Below are 13035 nucleotides of genomic sequence, written 5' to 3'. Positions count from 1 at the left end.
GGCATCCGAATCACCCTCGTTTTCCGCGTATTCTTGGATTTTCCAGGGAAGACGCGATAGACCGGAATCCACCGACCGGCAAGCCGCGCTATATCGTCGATTAGTGTGACAAGATTTGAGCCGTGTACCGAAAGGCAAGGCCGATCTTCCGGCGCGACTGACTGGAGGATCGCCGCTTGCCCAGTGCAGATCTGTCCAGCCCTGCCGTGCTGCTCGCACTCCTCGTCATCGTCGTGCCGCCCTGTGTGCTGCCGGTCCTGCTGATCAGGCGGTCACGGCGGCTGCGCGCACGGCGATCCGAGGCCGTACGGCAGGCCGCCGCCGAGGCCAGGGAGCGGCTCGCCCGGGACGTCCACGATCTGCTCGGCGGCCGGCTGTGGCTGGCCTCGCTCAGGAGTGAGCTGGCCTACCGCCTGGTCGAGGAGGACTCCCCCGCGCGGGCGGCACTGGCGGAGGCGATGGAGTCGATCAGGCAGGCGGCGGCCGAGGTCCGCAACGTGACCAGGTCGTACCAGGAGATCTCCGTCTGGTCGGAGATCGCCGACGCCAGAGCGGTGCTCGCCGCGTGCGGCACGAGCTGCGAGGTCGAGGCGACCGAGGTGAAGCTCGCGCCGGAGGTGGACGCGGTGCTCGCGGTGACCGTACGCGAGGCCGTGACCAACATGCTGCGCCACAGCCACGCGAGCCTGTGCGTGATCAGGATCACGCCGGTCGAGACGGACGGGGCCCGCGTGGACGCGTCCGGCGGGGCGACGGGCACGGGCTCCCGGGCGGTGGCCCCCGGGGTGCGCCTGAGCATCGCCAACGACGGCGTCCGATCCCGCGTGGCGGCGGGCGCCGGCAGCGGCATACGCAACCTCCGCCGCCGGGCCGCCGAGCTGGGCGGCGTTGTCGGCACGTCCGCCGACCCCGACGGCTGGTTCCGACTGATCGCCGAGTTCCCCCACCCCCTTCCCCGTGATCTTGCGAATTCTCGCAGAGTCGGTCTCTGAGCTGCCCAGACCCATCCCGTGATCTTGCAGTTTCTCGCAGGCATGCCGTCCCACCTGCGCATATGAGTTTCGTGATCTTGCAGTGGGCGGCAAAGTGCAAGATCACGGAAGAAGTCTCACCTGGTCGCGCCGCAGGCCTGCGAGAAACTGCAAGATCACGGGCATGAGAATCCCTGCTCACGGCCCTGATCTGCGAGCTTTCGCAAGATCACGACGGGGATCACGGAGGGATCACGGCGGGGAGTGGGGTGGGGATCACTCATGTGGTGCCCATGACGTCAATCATGGTTGACCTTATGACGTTCTCACACATTGATGTTGACTGGAGTAACTTGGCCAGTCCAGTTATTTCCGGAATTCTTTGTTGCGACCGGCCTAAGGGGACATCTGGTGATTAGTAAGTATGAGATTTACTGCCTCGCTGATCCCTTGTTTTATGACACTCTCGACCGCAAACGGGTGGAGCATCCCGATTTCGAGATAACCCGGCGACCCGTACCCGACGGGTGGCTGCACCGGTCCACGGAGACCTGGATGCATTACGCACCCGCCGGCCTGTCGCTGCCGACGCAGGGTTGGAAGATCCACATCTCCTCCCGCGGCGAGCAGGCGGAGCGGGTCCTCGACGCCACATGGGACTACTGCACGGCCAACCGGCTGGCCTTCAAGTTCCTCCGCGGCCGGCGGGTCATGACGATGCAGAACTCCAAGTACGCCTTACGCGGATCGAGCGGCAAGCTGGTCACCATCTACCCCGAGGACGAGGGCCGCCTCGAACTCGTACTCAAGGAGCTCGCCGAGACCCTCGACGGGGTGCGGGGGCCGTACATCCTGAGCGACCTGCGGTACGGCGAGGGCCCGCTGTTCGTCCGGTACGGCGGGTTCGCCGAACGCCACTGTGTGTCGGACTCCGGCGAGCAGGTGCTCGCGATCGAGGATCCCGGCGGCCGGCTGGTGCCCGACGTGCGGGGACCCGCCTTCGCCCTGCCGTCCTGGGTCACGCTGCCCGCCTTCCTCGAACCGCACCTGGCCGCCAGGAACTCGATCACGCTGGAGGGCCTGCCGTATCAGGTGGACGGGGTGCTGCACTTCTCCAACGGCGGCGGGGTGTACCTGGGACACGACACCCGGACGGATGAGCAGGTGGTGCTGAAGGAGGCGCGCCCGCACGCCGGTCTGGACGCCGCCGGACGCGACGCGGTGACCCGTCTGCGGCACGAGGCCGACATCATGGCGCGGCTCGCCGGCCTGGACGCCGTACCGGCCCTGCGCGATCAGTTCGTCCTGGGCGACCATCACTTCCTGGTTCAGGAGTACATCGGCGGGGACACGCTCAGCCGGCTCATCGCCCAGCGGCACCCGCTGACGAGGGCCGACCGCACCCCGCGGATGATCGCGGACTACGCGGAGTGGGCCACCGGGATGCTCGACCGGATCGGGCAGGCCGTCTCCGCACTGCACGGGCGTGGCGTGGTCTTCGGCGACCTGCATCCCTTCAACATCATGGTCGACGGCGACCGCGTGGTGCTCATCGACTTCGAGGTGTCCTCGCTCGCCGTCGAGCGCAGGCGGCCGACACTGGCCAACCCGGGCTTCGTCCCGCCTCCCGACCGGGCCGGCACGGCGGCCGACGAGTACGCGCTGGCCTGCCTCCAGCTCGCCGTGTTCGCACCGATGGCGACGATGCTGCTCCAGCTGCACCGTCCGAAGGCCGAGGAGATCGGCCGGCTGGTCGCCGAGACGTTCCCGGTGCCGCCGGAGCGGATCGAGGCCGCCGTACGAACCATCCTCGGGCACGAGCCGCCGCCCCGTGCCACCGCGGCCGGGAAGGCCCACGCCCGGGAAGCCCAACCAGGGAAAGCCGACACGGGAAAAGCCGGCGCAGGGCGAGCCGACACGGGAAAAGCCGGCGCAGGGCGAGCCGGCGCGGGGCGTACGGGCGGCTCGAAATCGGAGGGGCGCACGGCGGCAGGCGACTGGCCGGCCGTACGGGACGCCATCGCCAGGGCGATCCTCGCGAGCGCGACCCCCGAGCGCGACGACCGCCTGTTCCCCGGCGACATCGTGCAGTTCGGCGAGCCGGGCGGCGGCCTCGGTCTCGCCAACGGAGCGGCGGGAGTGCTCCACGCCCTGGCGGCGACCGGGGCAGGGCGGTTCCCCGAGCACGAGGAGTGGCTGATCAGGCGGACCAAGGCACCCGCGGAGCGGCGCGACACGGGCTTCTACAGCGGGCTGCACGGCGTGGCGTACGCCCTGCTGGCCCTCGGCCGCCGCCAGGACGCGCTCGACGTGGCCGAGCTGTGCTCCCCACCTGGCGACGGGCCCGACCTCAGCCTCTACCGGGGCCTGGCCGGGATGGCGCTGAACCTCCTCCATCTCCACGACGCCACCGGCGAACCGTGCTTCCGCGAGCAGGCCGACCGGCTGGTGGCGGCGGTGGCCGACCGGCTCGGCGGGCCCGACGACGTCCCCGAGATCAGCGGAGGCAAGCACCCGCACGCCGGGCTCATGTACGGCTCGGCCGGCCCGGCGCTGATGTTCCTGCACGTCTACGAGCGCACCGGCGACCGCGCGCTGCTCGACCTGGCGTCCGTGGCACTGCGGCAGGACCTTCGCCGCTGCGTCACCCGCGACGACGGGCAGCTCCAGGTGGAGCAGGGGTGGCGGACCAATCCGTACCTCGACGAGGGATCGGCGGGCATCGGGCTCGTCCTGGACCGCTATCTGACCCACCGGGACGACGAGGCGTTCGCCACGGCGCTGGCGGCCATCAGGCCGGTTGCCGCGCTCCCCTACTACATCCAGCCCGGGCTGTTCGCCGGCCGCGCCGGGATGATCGCCTGTCTCACCGCGTGGCGGGACACGCCGGGCCCGGAGCGATCCGGACGAATCGACGGGCGGATCGACGAGCACATCACGGCGCAGATCGCCCGCCTGGCCTGGCACGAGCTTCCGTACGGGGACGGCCTGGCCTTCCCCGGAGCCCAGCTCCTGCGCCTTTCCATGGACTTCGCCACTGGGAGCGCCGGCGTGCTGTTCGCACTCGGCACCGCGCTGCACGACGAGCCGGTGAGCCTCCCGTTCTTCGAGCCCCCCGGCGGTGGTGCGCGGGCCGTCCCACGCACCACCGCCGGGTCAACGGTCCCGACCAGCACGGAAAGGAGGTGTACGTGATGGCGCTCCTCGACCTGCAGACCCTCGAAACCCCGGGCGGCCACAGCGGTGGTGGCGGCGGCGGCAGCAACCTCAGCCTGATCGCCTGCGTTCCGCACGAGAACAGCAGCCTCAGCCTGCTCTGCGGCTGATAGCGAAGCAAGTCCGACAGTTCACGGCCCCGGGCCTCATCCGCGGCCGAACCCACCATAAGAAGGAGATGATCGGCATGGCGCTTCTCGACCTGCAGACCCTCGAAACCCCGGGCGGCCACAGCGGTGGTGGCGGCGGCGGCAGCAACCTCAGCCTGATCGCCTGCGTTCCGCACGAGAACAGCAGCCTCAGCCTGCTCTGCGGCTGACGACGACCGCGAGACCTGGGCGGCCCCGCCGCCCAGGTCTCTCTCGTTCCGAGCGTGATTCCGAGCCGTACTCCGCGAAGGACCCCGTCGGCGGACCCCCTCGAAGGACTTTCGAAGGACTTTCTCGACAGGCCCTCTCGACGGACCTTCTCGGCCGACTTTCTTGACGGACTTTTTCTCACGCGGACCCAGGAGGAGAACCGATGACGTCGCGGGCGGCCGACCGGCTGATCATCGACGCCGTACGGCACGGCGGCGGCCGGCCGGCGGTCCTCGCGGCGGCGGCGCTCCTCGGCGCGGCGGCCGACCTGCTCATCCCGATGGCACTCGGCCGTGCCGTGGACACGCTGATCGGGGGCTCCGCCGGCGACCCGGCCGGCCGGGCGGGGTGGACGTGGACGATGGCGGCCCCCACGCTCGTCGTCCTCGGCCTCGTCGTCATCGCGATCGCCTGTGACGCGGTCGTCGTGCTCATGTCCGGCGTGACCGGGGCCCGGGCGGCGCGATGGTTGCGCCGCCGCGTCGTCGCCCACGTGCCGGCGGTCGGCCCGGCCGTCACCGGGCGGTATCCGCCCGGCGACGTGGTCACGCGGGCCGGCGTCAACGTGGAGGAGGCCGCCCGCGCCCCCGAGGCCGCCGTCGTCGCCGCAGCGCTCGTCATCCCGTCGGCGGGCAGCGTCGTGGCGCTGACGCTGATCGACCCCTGGCTCGCGGTCGCCCTCGTCGCCGGGCTCGTCGTGATCACGGCCGTGCTCCGGGCGTTCATGCGGCGGACCACGGCCGCTTCCGGCGGTTACCAGCAGGCCCAGGGGGAGATCGCCGCCCGGCTGGTCACCGCCCTCGCCGGCGCCCGTACCATCGCCGCCGCCGCGACGGGCGAACGGGAGGCCCGCCGCGTGCTCACTCCGCTGCCCCGCCTGCGCGCCCACGGCCTGGCGCTGTGGCGGCTGCACGCGCGCGCCGGCGTCCAGGCGGCCGTGGTGATCCCCCTCCTGGAGACGGCCGTGCTCGCGGTCGGCGGGCTGCGGCTCGCCGGTGGAGACCTCACCGTGGGCGAGTTGCTCGCCGCCGCGCGCTACGTCGCGCTCGGCGCGGGCCTCGGCGCGGCGATCGGACAGGTGGGGCGGATCGCCCGGGCCCGGTCGGCGGCCGGGCGCGTCGAACGGCTGCTCGCCGAGCCGGCCATGCCGTACGGCTCCCGCCCGCTGCCCGCGGGGCCCGGCGGCCTGGAGCTGCGCGAGGTCACGGTGCGCGTGGACGGCACGCCGCTGCTGAGCGACGTCGACGTGGTGATCCCCGGGGGTTCGTGCGTGGCGGTGGTGGGACGTTCGGGGTCGGGCAAGTCGTCGCTCGCCGCCGTCGCGGGGCGGCTGGCCGACCCCGATGACGGCGTGGTCCTGCTGGACGGGATCCCGCTGCCGGAGATCGCCCACGGGGCGCTGCGCCGGGCGGTCGGGTACGCGTTCGAGCGGCCGGTCCTGTTCGGCGGGCCGCCGGGTGAGCGGTCCGGCATCCCGACGGGCGGCACCACGGCCGACACGACGGCGGACACCGCGAAGCACACCACGGCGGACATCGCGACGGACACCACAGCGGGCACCGCGAAGGACACGGTGACGGACACGACGGCGGGCACGGTGACGGGCACTATCGGCGGGGCCATCGGTTTCGGGCTGGGCGGGCCGGACGACGGCGGGGCCGGTCACGACCCCGGCCACCTCCGGGTGCGGGCCGCCGCGGCCGCCGCCTGCGCCGACGCGTTCATCCGCCGCCTGCCGCTCGGCTATGCCACGCCGGTGGCGGACGCCCCGATGTCGGGCGGCGAGCTTCAGCGGATCGGCCTGGCCCGCGCCTTCGCACAGGCCGGGCGGCTGCTCATCCTCGACGACGCGCTGTCGAGCCTCGACACGGTGACCGAGCGCCAGGTCACCCTGACGCTCACGGCCGGGCGGCTGGCCGGCCACACCCGGCTCGTCGTGGCACATCGGGCCGCCACGGCCGCCCTCGCCGACCAGGTGATCTGGCTGGACGGGGGCCGGGTCAGGGCACGCGGGCGGCATGAGGCGCTGTGGGACGACCCGGACTACCGCGCGGTCTTCCAGGCGGCGCCGTGAGGGGCCGGAGGGATCACAGGGGCGGCCAGGTGCGAGACGCCGTGCGGGACCTGCTGCGCGGCGCTCTGCTGCGGGAGCCGTACCGCGTCGTCCGTCTCGCGGGGTGGTCGCTGGCCGAGGCGGCGCCCTCGTTCCTCGGCGGGCAGGCCGTCGCGCGGGCGGTCGACGACGGCTTCGCGGCCGGCCGCCCGGGAACGGGTCTCGCCTGGCTCGCGGTGCTGGCCGTCGCGTGGGTGGTGGCGGCCGTCGGGGCGCGGCGGATTCTGCTGGAGATCGCCGGCATCGTCGAGCCGTTCCGGGACGAGCTGCTGACCCGGGTCGTGACCACCGCCCTCACCACCGAGACCGCCGGCTCCGGCGTCGAGGCCGTGGCCCGGACGAACCACCAGGTCGAGCTGGCCAGGGACGCCTTCGGCGCGATCATCACGGTCATCAGGTCGTTCGCGTTCACGCTGGTGAGCGTGGCGCTGGGGATGGCCACGCTCGCCCCGGAGGTGCTTCCCCTCGTACTGCCCCCGGTGTTCGCCGGCCTGGGGCTCTTCCTGGCCTCGCTGCCCGCCCTGGCCCGGCGGCAGCGGGAGTTCTTCCTGGCCGACGAGCGGACCACGGCGGCGGTCGCCGCGATGGCGGGCGGGCTGCGGGACGTCACGGCCTGCGGCGGCGAGACCCGGCTGGCCGAGGCCGTCGGCGGGATGGCCGACCGGCAGGCACGGGCGGCTGAGGCCCTCGCGCGGGTCACCGCGGCCAGGACGCTGTCGCTCGCCGTCGGCGGCTGGCTGCCGATCATCCTCCTGCTCGCGGGCGCCCCGTGGCTGCTGCATCGCGGCATCACCGGCGGGATCATCCTCGGCACGGTCACCTACCTGACCCAGTCGCTGACGCCGGCGCTGTCCGGCCTGGTGCAGGGCCTCGGCGTCAGCGGCGTACGGCTGGCCGTGACGCTGGAACGGATCCTGGGCGGCGGCGGGACGCCGCGCACCCCGGGCGAGCGCGAGCCGGACGGCGTGCGCGTCGAGCTGCGCGGCGTCGCGTTCGCGTACGGCCCGGCCGCCGAGCCCGTCATCGCCGGGCTCGACCTGACGGTGCCAGAGGGCGATCACCTGGCCGTGGTCGGCCCGAGCGGCATCGGCAAGTCGACGCTGGCCGCGCTGATCGCCGGCCTGCTGCGGCCGGGGGACGGCACTGTCGTGATCGGCGGGGTTCCGGCCGCCGATGTCGCGCCCGCCGCGCGGGTGCTGATCCCGCAGGAGGCCTACGTCTTCCACGGCGGCCTCGCCGAGAACCTGACCTATCTCGCGCCCGATCTCGACCTCGACGCCGGCTCCGATAGCGCGGCGGTGGCGGAGGCGGTCGCGCTGTTCGGGCTGGAGGATCTGGCCCGCCGGTGCGGCGGGATGCACGCCGAGCTCGACCCGGCCGCGCTGTCGGCGGGCGAGCGCCAGCTCATCGCGCTGGCCAGGACCTGGCTCTCCCCGGCGCGCCTGATCGTCTTGGACGAGGCGACCTGCCACCTCGATCCGGCCGCCGAGGCGAGGGCGGAGGCGGCGTTCGCGGCGCGCGGCGGCACATTGATCGTGATCGCGCACCGGATCTCCTCGGCGCTGCGCGCCCGCCGGGTGCTCGTCATGGACGGGGCCCGGGTCATGTCCGGCACACACGACGAGATGGTGGCCGCCTCACCGCTCTACGCCGATCTGGTCGGCCACTGGAGTTCGGCGCCGGCGCGCTCGCCGGGACGGGATTCAGCGGTGGGCGCGGTATCGGACGATGCCGATGTCCCTCGAGGGCCACAGCCAGCCGCACTCCGAGGCGATCTGGATCGCCTCGACGCGTGACCGGGCCCCGACCTTGCCGAGGATTCTCGACAGATAGTTCCGTACGGTCCCCCGGGACAGGCAGAGCCGCTCGGCGATCTCGTCGACGGTCGCGCCCACGGCGGCGGTCTCCAGGACGGCCAGCTCCCGGCTGGTGAGCGGGTTTCCGGCGGTGTCGAGCGCGGCGACGGCGAGCTCGGGGTCGACGACCCGCTCCCCCGCGGCCACCCGGCGGATGCAGTCGACCAGGTGGCCGGGCTGGGCGTCCTTCACCACGAAGCCGCGCGCCCCCGCCTCCAGCGCCTTACGCAGGGCGACCGGCGTGCCGAGGCCGGTCAGTATGACCGTCCGGCAGCTCGGCAGACGCCGGCCGAGTTCGGCGGCCGCGGTCAACCCGTCCGTCCCGGGCATCCCGATGTCGAGGATCGCGACGTCGGGCCGCCGCAGGCAGGCCAGCCGTACGATGTCCTCGCCCGTGCCCGTCTCGGCCACCACCTCGAGGTCGTCCTCGCGGTCGAGCAGGGCGATCAGGGCCTTGCGGATCAGGTGCATGTCCTCGGCGAGCAGCAACCGGATCAACTCTGTTCCCCCAAGCTCTTTCACTGTCGGTCGTGGAGCAGCGCCGGGAGGAATCCGTCCTCGTGTGGCCCGCTTCGCTCATTCGCGGAAGATCCGGGACACGTCTACCCAGGATCACGGCTTTAATCACGTTTCAAGCATCAGACACCGAACGCCCGGTTCCACGAGGAACCGGGCGTTCACTATGGACACCTGAGTGATCCGGGTATCGGCTGTCAGCGCACGACCTTGACGTAGTCCTGCGCCTGGGAGCCCTTGAGGCCGCGGGCGCCGTCGAACTTCACGGCCCAGGTGCCGGACCGGGTGGCCCGCACCTTGCCATAGAAGCCCCCGTCGCTGTTGCTCTTGAGGGTGCCGACGCGCTTCCAGACGCGTGAGCCGCTCGCCTGGAAGTAGACGTCGATGTCCTGGTGGCTCAGCCGGTTCCAGTCGTGCCAGTAGGAGCGGCCGTCATGGCAGCTGCCGCTGCCGTGGTGGACGCTGACGTAGCTGTTCCAGTCGCGGTAGTACCAGTCGGCGTAGCACCTGGCGACCTGGAGCTTGCCCCGGAGCTTGAGCTTGTGGCCCCGGCGCACCGGCTCGGGGGTGGCGTCGAAGCCGACGATCCGGGTCGCCTTCGGGCCCTTCGGCGGCTTCGGCCGCCACCTGTCCTGCTTCACCTGGAAACCGCGGTCGGCGGTCAGCCGCTTGCCGTCCAAGCCGATGGCCTCGACGTGGACCTTCCACTGCCCGGTCGTGTGCCCCGAGGTGAAGGTCCAGGACCGTGACGCGGTGCCGTAGCGTGCCTTGCCGTCGTGCCTGTCGTGCTCACCGCTCTGCTTGCCGAACCGGTGCTGCTCGTGATGCCTGCGCCCGGAGGGCTCCCAGACCTCGATGGAGACGCTCCGGACGTCCTTGGTCCGGACCGTGGCGGTCACCTGGACGGAACCCCGTCGCTTGACGACGACCGGATCGGGACTGACGTGGACGGACAGGATCCGCGGGTCGGGCACGTAATGCTTCTTGCCGAAGTCCTTCCTGGCCGACTGCCCGGACGGGCTCGGCTGAGTGAACTGACCCGTCGGCCTGTCAGGGGGACTCAGGCGGCTTGATCCGTCGTCCGCGTACGCGGGGGTCGTCGCGAGAGTCGCGGCGCCCATGGCGGCCGCCACCAGTACGGTGGCCACGCGCTTCGCCATTTCGGTACTTCCTTCCCCGTTGTGCGGACACACCCCGGGATTGGGGCGCGCCTATGTCATAGACGCGCAAAGGAAAGGAAAAGTTGCTCAGTCAAACCCCAACAGAAGTCACGCATCCGCAACTAAGTGTCCCGCGGCAACCGTTGCGGCGCTCTGACCCATGGAGTCTCATCTGCGCCGGGCTCATGGGGTCTCACCCGCGCCGGGCTCACGTGCTCTTACCGGCGCCGGGCCCATACGCCCTTACCGGGCGGGCCTGGGCTCACGCGCCCTTACCGGCGCTGGCTTCTCTGGCGTAATGCTTGTTTCCGACATATTCCGCCCGCCAGGCTCCGTCGCCCGCGTTGTGCATCCGGCCGCTGAACCAGCCGTCCTTCCTGGTCACGGCGCTGCCCACGTCCTGCCAGTCGTCCGAACCCGACGGCCGGAAGCAGAACACGACCCGCTGCTTCCCGAACGGCCGGTAGTCGACCCGGCCCTGCGGATCGACCCGCAGCAGCGTGCCGGTGATCCGTACGTCGTCTCCGTCGCGGGCCACCTTCACCCCTTCCAGCTGGGTGGCGCGCCTGAGGGAGAAGGTGGTATGGGCGGTGACCGAGCCGCCGTCCGCGCCGGTGGCGGTGGCGGTGATCGTCCACGGGCCGCTCGGATACCACCGCGACAGCGGCTTCTGCGGCAGGAAGCGCCAGACCTCCCAGCCGTCTCCGGGCGCGGCGCCGTCCGCTCCGGACGCCGGTGAGGAAGTCCGGTCGCCCGGCAGCACCCGTCCGTCCGCCGGAAGGGCGGAGACCAGCGCATCGGTGAGCCGTGACGCGACCGGATCCGGAGTCTTCGCCGCAGTCCCGGCGGGGGCCCGAGCCGGCGACGGGCTCGGCGCGGGGGCCGGGGTAGGAGTCGGTGACGGCGTCGGGTCGCCCGCGCCTCCGGCCGTGTCCGGCGAGTCCGGATCCGCCGGCCGGTCCGGTTTCCCACGACCGGGATTGATCACGACAGTGACGTCTTCGGCGCCGCGCGCCACCACGTCGATCACGAGCTTGACGCTGTCGCTCGGCCCGACGACCGGATCATCCGGCCGCACCGTGATGGACCGGATGGCCAGATCCCCGTCGGCGGAGACCAGTCCTCCGGCGGATCCCGGCACGGTCGTCGCGGCAAGGGCCAACGTCACCAGCGAACGTCTCATCATGTCCGATCACGGTACGCACTCCACTGTCACCACATCGGTCCCAACACACCCCTCACCAGGCAAAACCTCCTTCTGTCCGGCCGTACTCTGGGCGAGGACCTGCCCCCGACCGAGCGGGTAGGAACAGGGGCACCGCGCATTCGGGGGGAGAGCGCATGACGACCCAGCAGCGCGTTCGGGAGAGGACGTTCTTCGGCCATCCACGAGGCCTGGCGACGCTGTTCGGCACCGAGATGTGGGAGCGCTTCAGCTACTACGGCATGCGGGCGATCCTGGTGCTCTTCCTCTCCGCGCCCGAGGTGCGCGGCGGCATGGGGCTCTCGGAGACGACGGCGGTCAGCATCTACAGCATCTACATCGCCTCGGTCTATCTCCTCGCGCTGGCCGGCGGGTGGGTCGCCGACCGGCTCCTCGGCCCGCGCAGGACCGTCCTGGCCGCGGCCGTCACCATCATGTGCGGGCACCTCAGCCTTGCCGTCCCCTTCGGGGGCGCGTTCATCTGGCTCGGCCTTCTGCTCATCGCGCTCGGCAGCGGCCTGCTGAAACCGAACATCGCGACCCTGGTCGGCGAGCTCTACCCGGACGGGGACGACGCCCGGCGCGATTCGGGCTACACGCTGTTCTACATGGGCATCAACCTCGGGGCCTTCGTCGGCATCCTGGCCGTGCCCTGGTTGCAGCGGGGCGACCGCTGGCATCTGGCCTTCGGGGCCGCGGCCGTGGGCATGGCCATCGGCCTGACACAGTACGTGCTGGGCCGCCGTCATCTCAGGGGGGTGGGCGAGGAGCCCGACCACCGGCTCACGCCGCGGGAGCGGCGCCGCTTCACCAGGGTGTTCGGCCTCGGGCTGGCCACCGTGACCATGGTCTTCGCGCTGTGGTCCTGGATCGGCGGCCTCACGGTCGAGCGGTTCGCGCTCGTGCTGGCGGTCGTGACGGCGGCCGTCCCGGTGGCGTACTTCACGTTCCTGTTCGCCGGCTGCCGCGAGGTCACGCCCGCCGAGCGGACCCGGCTGCGCGCGTACGTCTGGCTCTTCCTCGCCGCCTCGATCTTCTGGCTGATCTACGATCACTCGGGTAGCGCGCTGCTGCTGTTCGCCAAGAACCAGACCGACCTGCACGTCTTCGGGGTCGAGATCCCGCCGGGCTGGGTGTCGAACGTCAACTCGATCGTGATCGTGCTGTTCGCCCCGATGTTCGCCGACTTCTTCCTGAAGGCGGGCGACCGGATCAGCGAGCCGTTCAAGTTCGCCGTCGCGCTGGTCATGGTCGGGCTGAGCTTCGTCGTGATGTCGGTCGCTTCGAGCCTGGCGTCGGACGGCGTCCGGGTGTCGGTCATGTGGCTGCTGTCGGTGTACGTCATCCAGACCATCGGCGAGCTGTTCCTCAGCCCGGTCGGGCTCTCCATCACCCAGAAGCTCGCCCCCCGGGCCTTCGAGAATCAGATGATGGGGGTCTGGTTCCTGTCCATCGCGCTCGGCGACGCGGCCCTCGGGCAGGTCTACCGGCTGACCACCGTCGTGCCGATGCCGGCGTACTACCTCGGCCTCGCCCTCGTCGCCATCGTCGCCGGACTGGTTCTCGGCGCGTGCTCCAGGCGGCTCCGCGCGCTCATGGGCTGAGCGCCCACCGGGCGCACCCGGTTCAGAACCGGCGAT

10 protein-coding genes are annotated in these 13035 nt (G+C 71.6%); 7 read left to right on the top strand and 3 right to left on the bottom strand.

The annotated features are described in order from the left end of the window. The first annotated feature begins 176 nt into the window (after positions 1-176). From ACQP1K_RS12320 to ACQP1K_RS12295, 6 genes are all read left to right on the top strand, one after another. Positions 177-992: a sensor histidine kinase gene (locus ACQP1K_RS12320; RefSeq protein WP_433501008.1), complete on the top strand. Its 816-nt coding sequence runs from the start codon at positions 177-179 to the stop codon at positions 990-992. A 315-nt stretch (positions 993-1307) separates the two neighbouring features. Next, entirely contained in the window at positions 1308-4166 is a 2859-nt protein-coding gene (lanKC, locus tag ACQP1K_RS12315) for a class III lanthionine synthetase LanKC (RefSeq protein ID WP_433501007.1), read from the top strand. Beyond that, positions 4166-4297, top strand: coding sequence for a SapB/AmfS family lanthipeptide (locus ACQP1K_RS12310; protein ID WP_433501006.1), 132 nt, complete (start codon positions 4166-4168; stop codon positions 4295-4297). Before lanKC ends, ACQP1K_RS12310 begins: the two co-directional genes overlap by 1 nt. 77 nt (positions 4298-4374) lie before the next feature. Continuing rightward, positions 4375-4506 carry a SapB/AmfS family lanthipeptide gene (locus ACQP1K_RS12305; RefSeq protein ID WP_433501006.1) on the top strand — a complete coding sequence of 44 codons (132 nt, stop codon included), beginning with the start codon at positions 4375-4377 and terminating at the stop codon, positions 4504-4506. 203 nt (positions 4507-4709) lie between these two features. Beyond that, a complete protein-coding gene (locus ACQP1K_RS12300) occupies positions 4710-6620 on the top strand; it encodes an ABC transporter transmembrane domain-containing protein (protein ID WP_433501005.1) in 1911 nt (636 codons plus the stop codon). A 29-nt stretch (positions 6621-6649) separates the two neighbouring features. Continuing rightward, positions 6650-8455: an ATP-binding cassette domain-containing protein gene (locus tag ACQP1K_RS12295; RefSeq protein ID WP_433501004.1), complete on the top strand. Its 1806-nt coding sequence runs from the start codon at positions 6650-6652 to the stop codon at positions 8453-8455. Here ACQP1K_RS12295 and ACQP1K_RS12290 read toward each other — a convergent pair. The 3 genes from ACQP1K_RS12290 to ACQP1K_RS12280 form a co-directional block, all read right to left on the bottom strand. Beyond that, entirely contained in the window at positions 8363-9013 is a 651-nt protein-coding gene (locus ACQP1K_RS12290; RefSeq protein ID WP_433501003.1) for a response regulator transcription factor, read from the bottom strand. The genes ACQP1K_RS12295 and ACQP1K_RS12290 overlap by 93 nt on opposite strands. A gap of 215 nt (positions 9014-9228) precedes the next feature. Next, positions 9229-10191, bottom strand: a complete 963-nt coding sequence (locus ACQP1K_RS12285) for a hypothetical protein (RefSeq protein ID WP_433501002.1) — start codon at positions 10189-10191, stop codon at positions 9229-9231. Positions 10192-10453: 262 nt separating this feature from the next. Then, complete coding sequence (locus ACQP1K_RS12280) at positions 10454-11377, bottom strand: hypothetical protein (RefSeq protein WP_433501001.1); 924 nt, start codon at positions 11375-11377, stop codon at positions 10454-10456. Positions 11378-11532: 155 nt separating this feature from the next. Here ACQP1K_RS12280 and ACQP1K_RS12275 point away from each other — a divergent pair, with 155 nt between their 5' ends. Then, the gene (locus ACQP1K_RS12275; protein ID WP_433501000.1) at positions 11533-12999 is read left to right on the top strand and encodes a peptide MFS transporter; all 1467 of its coding nucleotides are present in this window, start codon (positions 11533-11535) and stop codon (positions 12997-12999) included. Positions 13000-13035 lie beyond the last annotated feature (36 nt).

Source organism: Sphaerimonospora sp. CA-214678 (assembly GCF_050942215.1).
Lineage (GTDB): Bacteria > Actinomycetota > Actinomycetes > Streptosporangiales > Streptosporangiaceae > Sphaerimonospora.
This window is presented reverse-complemented; position numbering and strand designations above follow the sequence as displayed.

Bases quoted from the DNA above. Each gene is read 5' to 3' on its own strand.
- lanKC (WP_433501007.1), top strand. From the start codon at position 1,308: ATGTTGACTGGAGTAACTTGGCCAGTCCAGTTATTTCCGGAATTCTTT.
- ACQP1K_RS12310 (WP_433501006.1), top strand. From the start codon at position 4,166: ATGGCGCTCCTCGACCTGCAGACCCTCGAAACCCCGGGCGGCCACAGC.
- ACQP1K_RS12305 (WP_433501006.1), top strand. From the start codon at position 4,375: ATGGCGCTTCTCGACCTGCAGACCCTCGAAACCCCGGGCGGCCACAGC.
- ACQP1K_RS12300 (WP_433501005.1), top strand. From the start codon at position 4,710: ATGACGTCGCGGGCGGCCGACCGGCTGATCATCGACGCCGTACGGCAC.
- ACQP1K_RS12285 (WP_433501002.1), bottom strand. From the start codon at position 10,191: ATGGCGAAGCGCGTGGCCACCGTACTGGTGGCGGCCGCCATGGGCGCC.
- ACQP1K_RS12280 (WP_433501001.1), bottom strand. From the start codon at position 11,377: ATGATGAGACGTTCGCTGGTGACGTTGGCCCTTGCCGCGACGACCGTG.
- ACQP1K_RS12275 (WP_433501000.1), top strand. From the start codon at position 11,533: ATGACGACCCAGCAGCGCGTTCGGGAGAGGACGTTCTTCGGCCATCCA.